The 16,930-nt window shown below is 73.0% G+C and carries 14 protein-coding genes; 8 read left to right on the top strand and 6 right to left on the bottom strand.

What is annotated here, in order from left to right:
- Nucleotide 1: 1 nt before the first annotated feature.
- Both ftsL and rsmH read right to left on the bottom strand, forming a co-directional pair.
- Entirely contained in the window at nucleotides 2–454 is a 453-nt protein-coding gene (ftsL, locus tag ACZ5TL_RS11180) for a cell division protein FtsL (protein ID WP_468589149.1), read from the bottom strand.
- A gap of 31 nt (nucleotides 455–485) precedes the next feature.
- On the bottom strand, nucleotides 486–1,487 hold the full coding sequence (gene rsmH, locus ACZ5TL_RS11175; RefSeq protein ID WP_468589148.1) for a 16S rRNA (cytosine(1402)-N(4))-methyltransferase RsmH: 1,002 nt from the start codon (nucleotides 1,485–1,487) through the stop codon (nucleotides 486–488).
- A 400-nt stretch (nucleotides 1,488–1,887) separates the two neighbouring features.
- On the opposite strand from rsmH, the gene ACZ5TL_RS11170 reads away from it, so the two are divergent.
- The 4 genes from ACZ5TL_RS11170 (at nucleotide 1,888) to ACZ5TL_RS11155 (ending at nucleotide 7,527) form a co-directional block, all read left to right on the top strand.
- Nucleotides 1,888–2,433: a beta-class carbonic anhydrase gene (locus ACZ5TL_RS11170; protein ID WP_468589147.1), complete on the top strand. Its 546-nt coding sequence runs from the start codon at nucleotides 1,888–1,890 to the stop codon at nucleotides 2,431–2,433.
- Nucleotides 2,434–2,732: 299 nt separating this feature from the next.
- A complete protein-coding gene (locus ACZ5TL_RS11165; protein WP_468589146.1) occupies nucleotides 2,733–3,773 on the top strand; it encodes an AAA family ATPase in 1,041 nt (346 codons plus the stop codon).
- Entirely contained in the window at nucleotides 3,773–5,134 is a 1,362-nt protein-coding gene (locus tag ACZ5TL_RS11160) for a DUF58 domain-containing protein (RefSeq protein WP_468589145.1), read from the top strand. The genes ACZ5TL_RS11165 and ACZ5TL_RS11160 overlap by 1 nt, the downstream gene beginning before the upstream one ends.
- Complete coding sequence (locus ACZ5TL_RS11155) at nucleotides 5,134–7,527, top strand: transglutaminase TgpA family protein (RefSeq protein ID WP_468589144.1); 2,394 nt, start codon at nucleotides 5,134–5,136, stop codon at nucleotides 7,525–7,527. Before ACZ5TL_RS11160 ends, ACZ5TL_RS11155 begins: the two co-directional genes overlap by 1 nt.
- Before the next feature lie 456 nt (nucleotides 7,528–7,983).
- On the opposite strand, the gene ACZ5TL_RS11150 is transcribed toward ACZ5TL_RS11155, so the two are convergent.
- The 3 genes from ACZ5TL_RS11150 to ACZ5TL_RS11140 all read right to left on the bottom strand — a co-directional run bounded on the left by ACZ5TL_RS11150 (nucleotide 7,984) and on the right by ACZ5TL_RS11140 (nucleotide 10,282).
- A complete protein-coding gene (locus ACZ5TL_RS11150; protein ID WP_468589143.1) occupies nucleotides 7,984–8,385 on the bottom strand; it encodes a DUF3040 domain-containing protein in 402 nt (133 codons plus the stop codon).
- A gap of 278 nt (nucleotides 8,386–8,663) precedes the next feature.
- On the bottom strand, nucleotides 8,664–9,524 hold the full coding sequence (locus ACZ5TL_RS11145; RefSeq protein ID WP_468589142.1) for a methyltransferase: 861 nt from the start codon (nucleotides 9,522–9,524) through the stop codon (nucleotides 8,664–8,666).
- A 194-nt stretch (nucleotides 9,525–9,718) separates the two neighbouring features.
- Entirely contained in the window at nucleotides 9,719–10,282 is a 564-nt protein-coding gene (locus ACZ5TL_RS11140; protein ID WP_468589141.1) for an SAV_6107 family HEPN domain-containing protein, read from the bottom strand.
- Between the two features lie 167 nt (nucleotides 10,283–10,449).
- On the opposite strand from ACZ5TL_RS11140, the gene ACZ5TL_RS11135 reads away from it, so the two are divergent.
- The 4 genes from ACZ5TL_RS11135 to ACZ5TL_RS11120 all read left to right on the top strand — a co-directional run bounded on the left by ACZ5TL_RS11135 (nucleotide 10,450) and on the right by ACZ5TL_RS11120 (nucleotide 15,904).
- Nucleotides 10,450–11,244, top strand: coding sequence for an ATP-binding cassette domain-containing protein (locus tag ACZ5TL_RS11135; RefSeq protein WP_468589140.1), 795 nt, complete (start codon nucleotides 10,450–10,452; stop codon nucleotides 11,242–11,244).
- A complete protein-coding gene (locus tag ACZ5TL_RS11130) occupies nucleotides 11,216–13,300 on the top strand; it encodes a YhgE/Pip family protein (protein WP_468589139.1) in 2,085 nt (694 codons plus the stop codon). Before ACZ5TL_RS11135 ends, ACZ5TL_RS11130 begins: the two co-directional genes overlap by 29 nt.
- Nucleotides 13,301–13,347: 47 nt before the next feature.
- On the top strand, nucleotides 13,348–13,977 hold the full coding sequence (locus tag ACZ5TL_RS11125) for a TetR/AcrR family transcriptional regulator (protein WP_468589138.1): 630 nt from the start codon (nucleotides 13,348–13,350) through the stop codon (nucleotides 13,975–13,977).
- A 436-nt stretch (nucleotides 13,978–14,413) separates the two neighbouring features.
- Nucleotides 14,414–15,904: a phytoene desaturase family protein gene (locus tag ACZ5TL_RS11120; protein ID WP_468589137.1), complete on the top strand. Its 1,491-nt coding sequence runs from the start codon at nucleotides 14,414–14,416 to the stop codon at nucleotides 15,902–15,904.
- Between the two features lie 27 nt (nucleotides 15,905–15,931).
- Here ACZ5TL_RS11120 and ACZ5TL_RS11115 read toward each other — a convergent pair whose 3' ends face one another.
- Nucleotides 15,932–16,888, bottom strand: a complete 957-nt coding sequence (locus ACZ5TL_RS11115; RefSeq protein ID WP_468589136.1) for an SCO2102 family sporulation regulator — start codon at nucleotides 16,886–16,888, stop codon at nucleotides 15,932–15,934.
- Between the last annotated feature and the right edge of the window lie 42 nt (nucleotides 16,889–16,930).

The raw sequence follows: 16,930 nt of genomic DNA, 5'->3' as shown, positions 1-16,930 counted from the left end.
GTCACCTGCCGGGGGTCGTCGATGCGGGGCCGTCGGTCATGGCCTCGGGGGCGAGGACCAGGGGAATGTCGGCTGCGGTCCGGCGGACGCCGGACGCGGGGCTGGGGACGCCCTTCACCGTGCCGTCGGGGGCGAGGAAGGCGGGGTCGCCGCCGGGGACCATGCCGAGTTCGCGGGCACGGCGCTGCAGGGCCTCGGGGGCGGAGTAGGCGTCGATGTCCCGCTGGAGGGCCTGTTCCTCGTCGGTGAGGTTCTTGGTCTCGCGCTGGAGGTCCTCGAGCTTGAACGCGCCTTCGCTCACGGCCGAGTTGAGCACCAGGAGGCCGATGAGACCGCCGCCGAGGAGGAGGACGACCAGGAAGACGAAGGGGGTGCGGGCCGCCTGCCCGGGGCCCGTCGGGAAGAGCCGCGCGAGACGGGCCGCTCTCCCCTTCAGTTCGGGTGTGCTGCTCACTCGCGCTCCCTCGGTCCGGCCTGCACACGCCTCACTCGACGTCCTCCCTGATGCGCTGGGCCCCCCGCAGCCGCGCCGGTGCCGCCCGCCGGTTCTCGGCGATCTCCTCCTCGGTGGGGAGTTCGGCACCGCGCGTGAGCAGCTTGAGCCGCGGCTGGTAGCGCTCGGGCACGACGGGCAGCCCGGGCGGCGCGGTGGTGGCGGCGCCCGCCGCGAACACCTGCTTGACCAGCCGGTCCTCCAGCGAGTGGTACGACAGCACCGCGATCCGCCCGCCCACGTCGAGCGCCTTCACGGCGGCCGGGATCGCCCGCTCCAGCACGGAGAGCTCGCCGTTGACCTCGATGCGCAGGGCCTGGAAGGTGCGCTTGGCCGGGTTGCCGCCGGTGCGCTTGGCGGCCTGCGGCAGCGCGCCGCGGATCAGCTCGACCAGGCGCGCGCTGGTGCTGAACGGCTCCTTCTCCCGCTCGCGCACGATCGCGCTCACGATGCGCTTGGCCTGCTTCTCCTCGCCGTACGCCCGGAGGATGCGGACCAGTTCGCCGGGCGGGTACGTGTTGAGGACCTCGGCGGCGCTCATTCCGGCCGTCTGGTCCATCCGCATGTCGAGCGGGGCGTCCTGGGCGTAGGCGAAGCCGCGGTCGGCCTCGTCGAGTTGCATGGAGGAGACGCCGAGGTCGAACAGGACGCCCTGCACGCGCGCGATGCCGAGCCTGTCGAGCACCTCGGGCAGTTCGTCGTAGACGGCGTGGACGAGGGTGGCGCGCTCACCGTGGGGCGCGAGGCGCTCGCCGGACAGGCGCAGGGCCTCCTTGTCACGGTCCAGGGCGACCAGGCGGACGCCGGGGAACCTCTCCAGGAACGCCTCGCTGTGGCCGCCGAGGCCAAGGGTGCAGTCGACGACCACGGCGTCCGGGCCCTCCAGGGCGGGTGCCAGCAGATCCAGGCACCGCTGGAGCATCACCGGGACGTGTCGGCCCTCTCCCTCCCGTCGCCCACCACCACCCTCATTCGAATGCGCTTCGCGCCCCATCGATCCTGGGCCCTCTCGATCCGGCGCGGCCGTACGCACCGCCGGGTCTCCGCCCTCCCACAGCTTCGCTGGGGACCCCTGGTGAAGGTGAGGCCTGCCGGCGCCGGAAGCGTCAGCCGACCGGGAGCGGGAGGAGGCCGAGCCGTGCGTACGCGCCGCGCACGCGGGGAGTCACCCCGGTTGTCGCCGGGGTCTCCGAAGAATTCAGTCCAGCGGGGAGAGTCTCGCCTCCCGCTTCGCGTCACTTTAGTCCACCCTGTCTTCCGGTCAATCAACCGGCCTGCGCGTCGCGACCGGCGGCACGCCGCCCTTGTGGGTTACCTCACTACAAGGGCTGATGGCGTTCTTTGTCCTCTCTCACAGCGGGACGAGAACGGTCGTGACCAGTACCGTCATGGGTATGACGACTTCTGCATCGGTTCCCACAGGCCCCGACGCCGCGACCGGCGGCACCGTCATCGACCGGCTCGCGGAGGCGAACCAGCGTTATGCGGCGGCCTTCACGGATCCCGGCATGGACGCCCGCCCCGTCCTGAACGTCGCCGTCGTGGCCTGCATGGACGCCCGACTCGACCTGCACGCCGCGCTCGGTCTGGAACTCGGCGACTGCCACACCATCCGCAACGCGGGCGGTGTCGTCACCGACGACGTGATCCGCTCGCTGACCATCAGCCAGCGCAAGCTGGGGACGCGCAGCGTCGTGCTCATCCACCACACCGGCTGCGGCCTGGAATCGCTCACCGAGGACTTCCGCACCGAGCTGGAGCTGGAGGTCGGCCAGCGTCCGGCCTGGGCCGTGGAGTCCTTCCGGGACGTCGACCAGGACGTGCGGCAGTCGATGCAGCGGGTACGCACCTCGCCGTTCCTGCAGCACACCGAGGATGTGCGGGGGTTCGTCTTCGACGTGAAGACCGGCCTGCTGCGGGAGATCGACCCGGCCTCCTGACCCGGCCTCCCGGCCTGGCCGTAGAGGGCCGCCCGCCCCGGAGCACCTGCCTCAGCTGTCGAAAGCCTGTCAGTCACACGTCCGAAGGGCCGCAAGACCGACATATCGCGGCCAGTTGTCCACAGTCGAGTGACACGAATCGGTAACGGCAGCAAGAATGCGGGAGTGACGTCGCGCGGAACTTTCCACGCGTGGTGTCCGTGGTTCGGGGTGGGCCGGCCCGCGTCATGCGGCGCCGGCCCGGGAAATTGGGGTAGCCCGTGCTCCTTGGGAGCGCGGGAAAGGCCGAGGAGGGCCGGGTGACGACCTATGACGATCGAGCGAGCCTCACTGATCTGACCGCCGTGGTGGAACGCGTGCGGGAGTCGGTGGAAGGCGTGATCGAGGGCAAACCCGAGGTCGTACGGCTCTCGCTGACCGTGCTGCTCGCCGAGGGACACCTGCTGATCGAGGACGTCCCCGGAGTCGGCAAGACGATGCTGGCCAAGGCGCTGGCGCGGTCCATCGACTGCTCGGTGCGGCGCATCCAGTTCACGCCGGACCTGCTGCCGTCGGACATCACCGGTGTGTCCATCTGGGACCAGCAGCGCCGCGACTTCGAGTTCAAGCCGGGTGCGATCTTCGCGCAGGTGGTGATCGGCGACGAGATCAACCGCGCCTCGCCCAAGACGCAGTCCGCGCTCCTGGAGTCGATGGAGGAGCGCCAGGTCACCATCGACGGCAAGACCTACGAGCTGCCCAGCCCCTTCATGGTGGTGGCGACGCAGAACCCGGTCGAGATGGAGGGCACCTACCCGCTGCCGGAGGCGCAGCGCGACCGCTTCATGGCCCGGGTCTCGGTCGGCTACCCGAGCGCGGAGGCCGAGTTGCAGATGCTGGACGTGCACGGCGGCGTCTCGCCGTTGGAGGACCTCCAGCCCGTGGCCCACGCGCACGAGATCCTCAAGCTGATCGAGGCGGTGCGCGGCGTGCACGTGGCCGAGCCGGTCCGGCGTTACGCGGTCGACCTGGTCGGCGCCACGCGCTCGCACCCCGACCTGAGACTCGGCGCCTCCCCGCGCGCGACGCTGCATCTGCTGCGCGCCGCGAAGGCGACCGCGGCCCTCAGCGGCCGGGAGTACGCGCTGCCGGACGACGTGCAGTCCCTCGCCGTCGCCGTCCTGGCCCACCGTCTGCTGCCGACCGCCCAGGCCCAGCTGAACCGCCGCACGGCCGAGCAGGTTGTCGAGGAGATCCTGCAGCGCACTCCGGTGCCGGCGGCGCCCCAGCAGCCGAGCGGCATCGGCGGCCTCGGCCGTCCGGCGCCGGCGTATCCGCAGCAGCCGCCGCGGAGGCTGTGATGACCACCGCGGGGACGGGGCAGGCGGAGGCCGACCGGGGCGAGAAGGGCGGCATCCGCACGGCCCTGGCCGGTCTGACCACCCGCGGACGCTCCTTCCTGGCCGCCGGAGTGGCCGCCGCCGTCTGCTCGTACGTGCTGGGGCAGAGCGATCTGCTGCGCGTGGGCCTGCTGCTGGCGGTGCTGCCGCTGGTGTGCGCGGCGGTGCTGTACCGCACTCGCTACCGGGTCGCGGGCAGCCGCCGTCTCTCCCCCGCGCGCGTGCCCGCCGGCAGCGAGGCCCGGGTCCACCTGCGGATGGAGAACGTCTCCCGGCTGCCCACGGGCCTGCTGATGCTCCAGGACCGGGTGCCGTACGTGCTCGGCCCCCGGCCCCGCTTCGTGCTGGACCGGGTGGAGGCGGGCGGGCGGCGCGAGGTGTCCTACCGGGTCCGTTCCGACCTGCGCGGCCGCTATCCGCTGGGCCCCCTCCAGCTGCGCCTGACCGACCCGTTCGGGATGTGCGAGCTGACCCGGTCCTTCTCGACGTCCGACACGCTGACGGTGATCCCGCGTGTGGAGCCGCTCGCCCCGGTGCGCCTCAGCGGCGAGGCCAAGGGGTACGGCGACGGACGGCAGCGCTCGCTCGCCCTGGCCGGCGATGACGACATCATCCCGCGCGGGTACCGCTACGGCGACGACCTGCGCCGCGTGCACTGGCGCTCCACCGCCCGCTACGGCGAGCTGATGGTGCGCCGCGAGGAGCAGCCGCAGCGCGCCCGCTGCACGGTGCTCCTCGACACCCGGGGCATCGCCTACCAGGGCGCGGGACCGGACTCGGCCTTCGAGTGGGCCGTGTCGGGCGCCGCGTCCGTGCTGGTGCACATGCTCGAACGAGGCTTCAAGGTACGGCTGTTGACCGACACCGGTAGCGCGGTGCCCGGCGAGGGCGGCGACGGGTTCGCGGGCGCGAGCCAGGAGTCGGCGGACGCGGCCGGACTGATGATGGACACCCTCGCGGTGATCGACCACTCCGACGGCGCGGACCTGTCCCGGGTCTACGACGTGCTGCGTGGTGGGAACGAGGGACTGCTGGTGGCCTTCCTCGGCGACCTGGACGAGGAGCAGGCGGCCGTGCTGGGCCGGATGCGGCAGCGCAGCCCGGGCGCGGTCGCCTTCCTGCTGGACAGCGAGACCTGGGTGCGGGAACCGAGCGATGGGCCCGCTCCGTTGGACGGGAGCGGGGACCGGCTCCGCATGCTGCGCGAGGCGGGCTGGACGGCCCTGGGCGTGCCGCGGGGCGCCTCCGTGGACGAGCTGTGGCGGCGGGCCGAGCGGGAGCGCAGGGGTGTGGCCGCCGCGAGCGGCGGGGAGGGACCGTGATGAGCGGCCGGATACGACTGACGCTGAGCGCGTGGGCGGCCACGCTGATGGCCGCGTGCGCCCTGCTGCCCCTCGTCGAGCCTGCCACCTGGATCGTGCAGGCGGCCTTCCTGCTGGCCGTGCAGGCGGGTGTGGGTACCGCGGCCCGCCGGGTGCCGCTGGCGCGGCCGCTGACGGTGGCGGCGCAGACCGTGGCCACCGTGCTGCTGCTGACCTTCGTGTTCGCCCGTGAGCAGGCCCTCGCCGGGCTGGTGCCCGGGCCGCAGGCCTTCGACCGTTTCGCGGTCCTGCTCCGGCAGGGCGGTGACGACATCGCGCGGTACGCGATCCCGGCGCCCCTGGAGTCCGACGGCATCCGGCTGATACTCATCGGCGGGGTTCTGGTCATCGGGCTGCTGGTGGACACCCTCGCGGTGACGTTCCGCAGCGCCGCCCCGGCCGGGCTGCCGCTGCTCGCCCTGTACTCGGTGGCCGCGGGGCTGTCCGACGGGGGCACGGACTGGCTCTGGTTCCTGGTGGCGGCGGCCGGCTATCTGATGCTGCTCCTGGCCGAGGGGCGGGACCGGCTCTCCCAGTGGGGCCGGGTCTTCGGCGGGGCTCCGCGCACCGCCGGAGAGGAGTCGAGCGGCACGGTCGCCCCGGTCCGCACCGGCCGGCGCATCGGCGCGGTCGCGCTGGGCATCGCGCTGGTGGTGCCGCTCGGACTGCCGGCGATGAACGGCGGCCTGCTGGACTCCGTCGGAGCGGGCGCGGGCGGCGGCACGGGCGGCGGCGGCACGATCTCCGCCGTGAACCCCCTGGTGTCGCTGCGGGACAGCCTGAACGCGGACGAGGACCGGCAGGTCCTGTCCGTGCGGACCAAACTGCCGGACGTCTCGGACCTGTATCTGCGGATCGTGTCCCTGGACGACTTCGACGGCACCACCTGGAAGCCGTCCCGCCGGTCCATCACCGCCGTCCCCGACGGCACCTTCCCGACGCCGGTCGGCCTCGGCCCCGGCGTGAAGCGCACGGAGGTCGACACCACGATCTCGGCGGCCGACTGGTACGCCCAGGACTGGCTGCCCATGCCGTACCCGCCGAGCGGCGTGCGGATCAGCGGCAACTGGCGCTACGAGCCGGTGGGCATGACGCTGGTCGGCGACCACGGCCAGAGCACGCGGGGGTTGACGTACCAGGTGAGGAGCCTGGACGTGGAACCGTCGGCGGAGCAGCTGGCCTCGGCCGGGCCGCCGCCGTCGGACATCCTGCGCGACTTCACGGAACTGCCCGACTCGCTGCCGCCGGTGGTGGCCCGCACCGCCCGCAACGTCACCGCGGGCGCCGCCGACCCGTACGACCAGGCGGTCAAGCTCCAGGACTGGTTCGCCGTGACCGGCGGTTTCGAGTACGACACGCAGGTGCAGGTCGGCAGCGGCTCGCAGGCGATCGCCCGCTTCCTGCGGGACAAGCAGGGCTTCTGCGTGCACTTCTCCTTCGCCATGGCGGCGATGGCCCGCTCCCTGGGCATACCGGCCCGGGTCGCGGTGGGCTTCGCGCCCGGTACCCCGCAGGGGGACGGCTCGGTGTCGGTGGGGCTGCGCGACGCGCACGCCTGGCCCGAGCTGTACTTCGAGGGTGTGGGCTGGACGCGGTTCGAGCCGACTCCGAACCGTGGCTCGATACCGCCGTACACGCTGCCGGACACCCCGGACGACGCGGCGCCGGTCCCGGAACAACCGACCCAGTCGGCTTCCGCCGCGCCTTCCGCGGCGCCCTCACAGAGCGAGAGCTGCACGCCGGAGCAGAAGAGGCTGGACGGCGGGTGCGCGAGCGAGTCCCCGCAGGCGGTCCTGCCCACGAGCGACGACGGGCCGAAGTGGTACGCGCTGCTGGCGTGGGCCCTGGCCGGCCTCGCCGTCCTGGCGGGCCCCCTGGCTCCGATGCTGTGGCGCCTGCGGTCCCGCACGGTCCGGCTGGGGGGGCACGGCCGCAGTGAGGCGGACGCGGCGCTGCACACGCTGGCCGTCTGGCAGGAGCTGACCGACACGGCCTGGGACTTCGGCATCGCGCCGGACGAGTCACAGACCCCGCGCAAGGCGGCCGCCCGCATCGTCCGGCTGGGCGACCTCGACGCGGCCGCAGCGGCCTCGGTGCACCGGGTGGCGAACGCGGTGGAGCAGGTCCTCTACGCACCGCACCCGCGCCCGGCAGCGGGCCTGACGGACGACGTCCGCCGCGCGGCAGCGGGCCTCGGCGCCGCGGTCGGCCGCCCGGCCAGGCTCCGGGCCCTGCTCGCCCCCCGCTCCGCCGTCCGCGTGGTGTGGGCGGCGTCGGCCTGGTGGTCGGGGGTACGGGAGCGCGCCGTGGCACTGCGGCCGACGTGGAGGAAGGCGTCGGGGCAGCAGGGCTGAGGGCTGAGGCGAATCGGGCTGAGGCCGGCAGGACGCGAGCGCGTCCGGCTCCGGCCTTGCCGCGTCCGACTCCGGCCGGCCTGGGCGGCCTTCGGCCGACTTCGCCGCAGCCCGGCCTGGGCGGGTCGGCGTGAGCGCCTTCTCGCTCGGCCGACTGGACTTCGCCCGGCCCTCTCCGGGTACGACCGGCGGACCTGCCGCCTCCGGCTCGGGCGGCCGGGGCGGGCGCCTTAGGCTCGGCCTGCGGCTTGCGTCTGGCCCGGGGCCGGTCGATGGCGTGCGCCTTGCCCGGGTGACCGCGCTGCGACCTGCCCCTCGCCGCTCGGCGCGTACCCCCCAGTTACCCCAGCTGCCCGGCGTACCGCCGTACACGCATGCGTCAGGGGGTGACCACCGGCTCGGTGGTCACCCCCTGACGTACGTGTTCACGTAGTCCTGGAGAGGCTGCGCGTGGTGCTAATGGCCGCCTTGCTCGTCGCGGCGCTTCTGCCAGCGCTGCTCGATGCGGTCCATCATGGAGCGCCGCTGCCGGCCCTGACGTCTGGCCTGCGGTTCTCCGGCGGTACCCGCGGCCTGTTCACCCGGCTTGGGGGCCTTGCGCCAGCCGGTCACGGCGAGTACCGCACAGCCCAGCATGACGAGGAAGCCCACGACACTGAGCCAGACCTGCTGGGCGACCATACCTGCCATGAGGAGCGCAATACCTACGAGGAAGCCCGCGACCGCCTGGTAGACCCGTCGCCGGGTGTACGTACGCAGCCCGCTTCCCTCGAGCGCCGTCGCGAACTTGGGATCTTCGGCGTACAGCGCTCGCTCCATCTGCTCGAGCATGCGCTGCTCGTGCTCCGAGAGCGGCACGGAGTCCTCCTCATCGTGCAGTCGCCGGGGCGACCCGGGGGTCTCTTCAGGATAGGCAGGGAATCGCCCCCGTGAAACCCGCCCCTCTGCGCCAACTGGCCAACCGGAACCCGCCATGGACGTCCCGGCTCGCTGAGGCTTCCATTCCCCGGCGGCCGACCCGTCATGCCGGAACGGTCTCCCTCGATCATACGGCGCCAAGCCCCCATTCGGGGGGCCTGTGGCGTACTCCATGCACAGGCAAGCCGCTGATCAGCGGTGGTGCCTCACGAGGCAGCTCAGGCCCCTGCCGTCCCACCGGACTCATCGGCCCCACCGGCTTCAGCAGTCCCGCGTGTTTCACCAGTCCCGCCGGTTTCACCACTTCCACTGGTCTCACCAGGTCCGCCGGTCTCGCCCAGCACATGAAGCTGCGTGGCCACCGAGCGGAAGGCCGGGAGCTCGGCCGCGGCCTCCTCCAGCTTCAGCAGCGCTTCCAGGGCGCCCGGCTCGGTGTCCACGAGCACGCCGGGCACGAGGTCGGCGAAGACCCGCACGCCGTGCACGGCCCCGACCCGGAGGCCGGCTCCCTCGACCAGCCCCGTGAGCTGCTCGGCGGTGAAGCGGCGCGGCACAGGGTCACCCGTGCCCCATCGTCCGTTCGGGTCGTCGAGGGCCTGCCTGGCCTCCTTGAAGTGCCCGGCGAGCGCCCGGGCGAGCACGGCACCGCCTAGACCCGCGGCGAGCAGGCTGAGGACGCCCTCCGGGCGCAGCGCGGCCACGGCGTTGCGCACGCCCTCGGCCGGGTCGTCCACGTACTCCAGGACCCCGTGGCACAGGACCACGTCGTAGCCACCGCGCTCGGCCACGTCGAAGAGACCGTGGGCGTCGCCCTGCACGCCCTGCACCCGGTCGGCGACACCGGCCTCGGCGGCTCGGCGCTCCAGGGCGAAGAGAGCGTTGGGGCTCGGGTCGACGACCGTGACCCGGTGACCGAGGCGGGCGACGGGCACCGCGAAGTTGCCGCTGCCGCCTCCGGTGTCGAGGACGTCCAGCGACTCCCGCCCCGTGGCCTTGACCCGGCGGTCCAGGGCGTCCTGGAGGACCTCCCAGACCACAGCGGTACGGAGTGAGGCGCGGGGGCGCATCGGGTCCGACACGGCAGTTGACTCCTCGGCGCGGCACCGCCTCTTGCACGGCGGCGCGAACGGGGTGCCTTCCCCGGCCCCGGCCACGGGGAGGGAAGACTTCAGGCGTCCCCCACCCTATTGCCTCGGCCGCGGCGGTCGGCATGGCCGGTCCCGGGACGGCATGAGCACGTGCCGCCGGGCGGGCCCGGGCCTCCGGCGCCCGGTCAGCCCGCGTCCGGCATGTCCCTCCCGCTGCCCGGCGCCTCCGGCCGGTCCTGGTCCGGGCGGGGCTGCGGAAGTACGGGCTGGAGGACGAGCATGCGCTCGACGAGGCGCAGGAACATCGCCACGTCCCGTATCAGGTCGTCGGCGTCCCGGACGGTGGCCGCGTCCTGGATGCCCGCCTCGGCCCGGGCGCGGCGCCGGGCGCCGGAGGCGAACAGGGCGCTCCACTCGGTCAGTTCGGGCGCGATCTCGGGGAGCACTTCCCAAGCGCTCCGGATCTTGGCGCGGGCTCGGGGCGAGGTCTCCGGCCGCCCGCGGGCGGCGAGGACGGCGGCGGCCGTGCGGAGGGCGGCGAGGTGGGCCGTCGCGTAGCGCTCGTTCGGGGTTTCCAGGACGGTGGCCTCGTCGAGACCGGCGCGGGCCTGGGCGAGCAGGTTGAGGGCGGCGGGCGGGGCCGAGGCCCGGCGGATGACGGGGTGGACGTCGCTCGCCGGACCGGTCAGTGAGGGGGCAGGGCCGGTGGCACGGCGCCGACGGGCGGCTGCTGCGTGATAGCTGGCCATGACGAACCTCCTGTCGTCTGTGTGACGGCACGTCCGTTACGAAGTGCCGTATGTGACCCATCGTGGGGTATGGCACTGACAATCCGTTCTGACCTGCGGTTTTGTCTCGCTCACAGGTTCGGGGTATTTTTTGCACTGACCAGTCAGTTCAAATTCAGGGGAGACTCGTGGGGGAACGGACGGGAGGGGTGCGGGTCGCCGCCGAGGGCCTTGGGATCAAAGGGCCACGGGGGTGGGCGGTCCGCGGGTTCTCCGTCGACGCCGAACCGGGATCGCTCGTCGCGGTCGAGGGCCCGTCAGGGTCCGGGCGGACATGCCTGCTGCTGGCGCTGACGGGGCGGATGAAAGTCACGGAGGGCACCGCGGCCGTGGGCGAGGCGAGACTGCCGAAGCAGCTGTCGGCGGTACGCCGCGTCAGCGCGCTGGCGCACGTCCCCACGGTCACCGACCTCGACCCGGCGCTGACCGTGGGCGAGCACCTGCGGGAACGGGCGCTGCTCCAGCGGCGGTTCGGCGACTCCCTGCGCGGGCTGCTGCGCCCCCGGAGCGAGCGTGCGGCCGCGTCCGGGCAGCGGGTCGACGAGGCACTCGCCGCCGTCGGGCTCGACCTGGAGGCGCTGCCCAAGGGGCCGCGCACGGCCGTACGCGATCTGGAGCGCCTGGAGGCGCTGCGGCTGTCCCTCGCCCTCGCGCTCGTCGGCCGGCCGCGGCTGCTCGGCGTCGACGACACCGACCTGAAGCTCTCGGACGGCGAGCGGGACCAGGTCTGGGCCCTGCTCAGGTCCCTCGCGGACGCCGGGACGACGGTCCTGGCGGTGTGCAGCGAGGCCCCCGAGGACGCCGTCCGGGTGGCCACCGGCGAGAGCCACGACGACAGCGACGATCAGCAGGCCGCCGAGGACGAGCAGGCCGGCCAGGGAGAGGAGAAGGCCGATGCGTTCGCCGAGACTGGCCGCGCTTGAGCTCCGCCGCTTCGGCCGGGGCAAGCTCCCGCGCGCCGCGCTGGTCGCGCTGCTGGTGCTGCCGCTGCTGTACGGAGCGCTGTACCTGTGGTCGTTCTGGGACCCGTACGGCCGGCTGGACCGGATCCCCGTGGCGCTCGTGAACGACGACAAGGGCGCGACCGCCGACGGGAAGAAGATCACGGCGGGCGACGACATCACGAAGGGCCTGCACGACAGCAAGACCTTCGACTGGCGGGAGGTCGGCGCCGCCGAGGCCCGCAGGGGCGTCGAGGACGGCACCTACTACCTGTCGCTCACCATGCCCGCCGACTTCAGCGAGCGCATCGCCTCCAGCTCCGGGAACTCCCCCGAGACCGGCGCCCTCCAGGTGCACACGAACGACGCGAACAACTACATCGTCGGGCAGATCTCCCGGACGGTGTTCGGCGAGGTGCGGCAGGCCGCGTCCGCCAAGACGTCCCGGTCCTTCCTGGACAAGATCTTCGTGTCGTTCTCCGACATCCACGGCAAGACCGTGAAGGCGGCGAAGGGCGCCGACCAGCTCAAGGGCGGCATCGGCAAGGCCGAGAAGGGCTCCAAGGACCTCGCCGACGGCCTGAAGGACGCCAAGGACGGCAGCGGCGAGCTGGCCACGGTCCTGAAGAAGCTCACCAAGGGCGCGGGCGCCCTGGAGGACGGCTCGAAGGGTGTCGCGGACGGCACGCGGAAGCTCGCCGGCAAGGTCGACGGCACCGCCGGCAAGGTCCGCCCCTTCCTCAAGGGCAACGAGAAGACCATCGGCGACACCGCCCAGCTCGTCGCCGACTCCTCCGGGGTGATCCGCAAGCACCTGGACACGCTGGTGAAGGCGGCCCCGACCGCCGCCAAGGGCGCCCGCGCGGCCTCCGGCACGCTGGACGACGTCTATGCCAGGCGCTGCGAGGACCCCGTCCTGCCCGACCCCGCCTGCGCGGACCTGAAGAAGGCCAAGGACGCCGCCGCCGACGTGACGCTTATCGCGGACGACCTCAACACGCTGACCGCGGACCAGGACGGCGACCTGGACAAGCTCGACAAGAACCTCGCCACACTGCAGAAGCAGTCCCAGGCCCTCGCCGACCGCGCACCGCACCTCTCCGAGGACCTCGACGACGCCGTCGAGAAGATCAACAAGCTGAACGACGGAGCGGCTCAGGTCGCGGCCGGTGCGAAGAAAATGCACCAGGGGCTCGGCAAGGCCAAGACCGGTGCCGTCGGCCTGGACAAGGGCGTCGGCGAGCTGAAGACGGGCGCGGAGGACCTCAACGGCGGCATCTTCAAGCTGGTCGACGGCTCCGGGAAGCTCGCCGGGGGGCTGCACGACGGGGCGGAACGGATCCCCGACTACGACAAGCAGGACCGTGACCGGCGCACCGAGGTCATGGCCGACCCCGTGCGGCTGGCCTCCCAGGACCTGCACAAGGCACCCAACTACGGCACCGGGTTCGCCCCGTACTTCATCCCGCTGTCCCTGTGGGTGGGCGCGATGGTGGCGTACATGCTGATCACGCCGATGAACCGGCGCGCGCTCGCCGCGGGCGCCTCCGCGTGGCGGATCGCGCTGGCGGGCTGGCTGCCGGTGGTGGCGATCGGGGTGCTGCAGACGGTGGCCCTGATGTCGGTGCTGCACTGGGCGGTCGGCCTGGAGATGGTGCGGGCGGCCGGGACGGTGGGCTTCCTGTTCCTGGTGACGGCATGCTTCGCGGCGATCGTGCAGTGGCTGAACGCGCGCTTCGGTGCGGCGGGCCGGATCCTCGTCCTCGCCCTGCTGATGCTCCAGCTGACCTCGGCGGGCGGCACGTACCCCGTGCAGACCAGCCCCGGCTTCTTCAACGCGCTCCACCCCTTCCTGCCGATGAGCTACGTCGTCGAGGCTCTGCGCAGGCTCATCACGGGCGGTGGTCTCGAACCGGTGTGGCACGCGTGCGTGGTGCTGACGGCGTTCACCGCGGGCGCCCTCGCGCTCACCGCCGTGGCGGCCCGCCGGCGTCAGGTGTGGACGCTGGACCGGCTGCACCCGGAGCTGTCCCTGTGAACCCTTCGGTGACATCCCCCGGAAAGGTTCCTGTGACAATCAGGACCATGGAAAGCAGCAGTGCCGCGTCGGGCGGCAGCACGCGCCGCGAGGCCACCCGGCAGAAGCTCTACGAGGCGGCCGTCACGCTCATCGCCGAGCAGGGGTTCTCCGCCACGACCGTGGACGAGATCGCCGAGCGTGCCGGGGTCGCGAAGGGCACGGTCTACTACAACTTCGCGAGCAAGTCCGTCCTCTTCGAGGAACTGCTGCGGCACGGGGTCGGTCTCCTCACCGCCTCCCTGCGGGAGGCGGCCGAGCGGACCGCCGCGGAGGGCGGCAGCAAGGTCGGCGCCCTGGACGCGATGATCCGGGCGGGGCTGGTCTTCATCGACCGCTACCCGGCCTTCACCCAGCTGTACGTGGCCGAGCTGTGGCGCACCAACCGGGCCTGGCAGTCCACGCTGATGGTGGTCCGGCAGCAGGCCGTCGCGGTCGTGGAGGACGTCCTTCGCGACGGTGTGGCGGGCGGTGAGTTCAGCGACGAGATCGACGTCCCGCTGACGGCGGCCGCGCTGGTCGGCATGGTCCTGGTGGCCGCGCTGGACTGGAAGTCCTTCCAGCCGGAGCGCTCCCTGGACGATGTCCACGCGGCCCTGTCCCGGCTGTTGCAGGGTCGGGTCAGCGGCTGCCGCTGACGGGACGGGCGGCGCACACGTGAAGGCGCCGGTCCGGTGTGGCCGCGTCCCCCGCGGGCCACCCCGAACCGGCGCCTTCCCTGCTCCCCCGTGCTTCCCCCCGCAGGACCCCCGTTGCGGTCGTCCCCCGGTTTCTCCCCCGTGCCTCGCTTCCGCCGACGCCGTCGACGGAAGGAGCGGATCGTGGGCCGGCCCCGTTCCGGCGCCCCGTGTCGCCGGTGCCGGAGCCGTGCCCCTCTCCGTGTCTCCACTCTCTCGTTCCGGCAGGTCGTCCCCCATCCGCGCGCGTACTCAACTCCGCGTCTAGGTACGCGTACTCACTCCTGCGCACGCGACCTCAGGACGCTCCGTCGCCGCCTGGTCACGATCACGTCCGCGCCGGTACTCGAAGGTGGTCGGCGAGGGGCTGTCAGCGGGGGCCGATAAAGTCCCTGGCATGGCACGGATTGCGGTGATCGGCGCCGGGATGGGCGCGCTGACGGCCGCCGCCCGGCTGGCCGTCGCGGGCCACCGGGTGGCGGTGTACGAGCGGACGGACACGTACGGCGGGGCGCTGCGCCGCTTCGAGCGCGACGGGTTCTCCTTCGACACGGGCCCCGGCCTGCTCCCGCTGCCCGCCGTCTACCGCGACCTGTTCGTCAAGACCGGCAAGGAGCCGCTGGAGCGCTGCGTCGAGCTGGTCCAGGTCGACCCGTCGTCCCGGCATGTCTTCGCGGACGGCACACGGGTGTCCCTGCCGAACGCCTCGCGCGCGGGGGTCGTCGCCGCCCTGGACGAGGGGCTCGGCGCGGGCGCCGGGAAGCGGTGGGGCGACTTCCTGGTCCGGGCCCGCGAGGCCTGGGACCGGACCCGCCGGCCCCTCCTGGAGGAGCCGCTGTGGCCGAACTGGCAGGTGCTGGCCGACCGCGAGCCCTACCCGGCGGTGCCCCACAAGCGGCTGCTGCGTACCCGCCGGGCCGGCACACTCGCCGAGATCGGCGCCTGGGAGCTGCGCGACCCCCGGCTCGCCGCACTCCTGGAGAGCCACGCCCTGACCCACGGCCTGGACCCCCGCACCACCCCGGCGAGCGCGGCCGTCCTGCCGTACATGGAGCACGCCTTCGGCACCTGGTACGTGTGCGGCGGCCTGCGCGAGCTGGCCCGGGCGGTGTACGAGCGGTGCGTGGCCCGGAGGGTCGAGTTCCGTTTCGGCGCCGAGGTGACCGGTGTGCTGGAGAAGGACGGCCGGGCCTCGGGGGTCGAACTCACCGACGGGACGGTCGCCGAGGCTGATGCCGTGGTGGCGGGCGTCGCTCCTGGCGTACTGGACCGGCTGACCGCCGGCCCTGGGGTGCGGGGCGCCGGCGAGGTGCCTCCGCAGCGGGCGGCGGCCGGCCGGCTGACGGTCCTGCTCGCCCTGCGCGGCCCCCGCCCCGAGGGCACCGCCCACCGCACGGTGGTCCACACCCAGGACCGCGAGGCCGAGTTGGAGGCCCTGTTCGGCGCGGCGGTGCGGCATCCGCATCCGACGGTGACGGTCCTGCGGCCCGGTGAGCGGCGGTCGGCTCCGGAGGACCACGAGGCGGTCACCCTCACGACGGTGGTCCCCGCGCGGCTCGACCGGTCCTACGACGACCTCGCCGCACACATGGTCACCGTCGCCGAACGCGCCCTGCCCGGTCTGCGCGACCGCCTCCTCTGGCAGGAGGTGCGCACCCCGGCCGACATCGCGGACGCGACGGGCGCGGAGGGCGGAGCGGTGCCCGTGCCCGCGCTGGCGGCGGCCGGCGGGCGGCTGCTGCACCCGTCCAACAGCACACGCGTACCCGGCCTGTTCACGGTCGGCGGCTGGGCGCACCCCGGCGGCGGACTGCCGCACGCGGGCATGTCGGGCGCGCTGGTCGCGGGACTGATCGTGGAGGGACCGGAGTTCCGGGGCTCGCAGTGAAGTGAGGTCGCCTAGGAGCGGCCGGCTTCAGAAGCGGTACTGCTCGTCGAAGCCGTTGCCCTGCGGCTGCTGCCCGCCGCCCTGGTACGGGTACGGCTGCTCCGGCGGCAGTTCCTGCCCGTACTCGTCGGTGTTGCGCTGCTGCGGGACCCACACCCCGCCGGGCGGGGTCTCTCCGCCGTAGGTGCCGGGGTACTGGTCCTGTCCGTAGCCCTGCTGGCCGTAGTACTGCTGGTCGCCGTAGCCGGTGTCGTACGAGCCGCCGCCGTAGTTCGAGGAGCCGATGTACGGGTCGGAGTAGGCGGCGTACTGCTGCTGGCCGGTGGCGTCGTAGCCCTGCTGCTGGCCGTAGCCCGAGTAGTCGTAGCCGTAGGACGGGTCGGCGCCCTGGGCGGCGTACTGGTCGTGCGACTGCTCGTGGGACTGGCCCTGGTATCCGTTGTCGCCGTAGACGCCGTAGGAGCCGGTGTCCTCGGGCATGGGCTGCGGCTCGTAGACCGAGGTGGTCTCGGCGGCCGTCTCACGGCCGGGGCGCGCCGGGGTGAAGACGTCGTCGCGGTCGTAGTCGTCGTCCTGGCCGTAGTCCTGGCCGTAGTCGGCGGTGCCGCGGCGGTGGCCGGCGTCCTCGTCGCCGTAACCGCCGTCGGCGGCCTCCAGGCCGGAGACCTCGAGGGTCGGCTCCTGGCGGCTGCCGCGCTCACCACGCCGGCGCTTGCTGCCGCCCAGCACGGGCGCGTTCATCGCCCAGCCGGCCGCGAAGCCGCTGCGGAACGAGAGGGTCACGTAGGTCTGGCCGACCGCGAAGGCGGCGGCGCCCAGTCCGATCACGACGACCTGCGAGATCAGGACACCGATGACGACGCCGAGGAAGCCGCCGAAGGCGAGCAGCCGCCAGCGCAGCCGCGCCTTGTACTGCAGCAGCACCTCGCCCAGCAGCCACAGCGCGACGATGCCGAACGCGATGTAGAGGACCGCCCAGCCCATGTACGCCCCTCTCCCAGTGGCCGCTACGCAGTGTGTCGTATA

The sequence above is a fragment of the Streptomyces sp. NPDC033136 genome (genome assembly GCF_055578235.1).
Note: the sequence above shows the minus strand (reverse complement) of the source record. Positions and strands in the feature narration are given on the sequence as shown.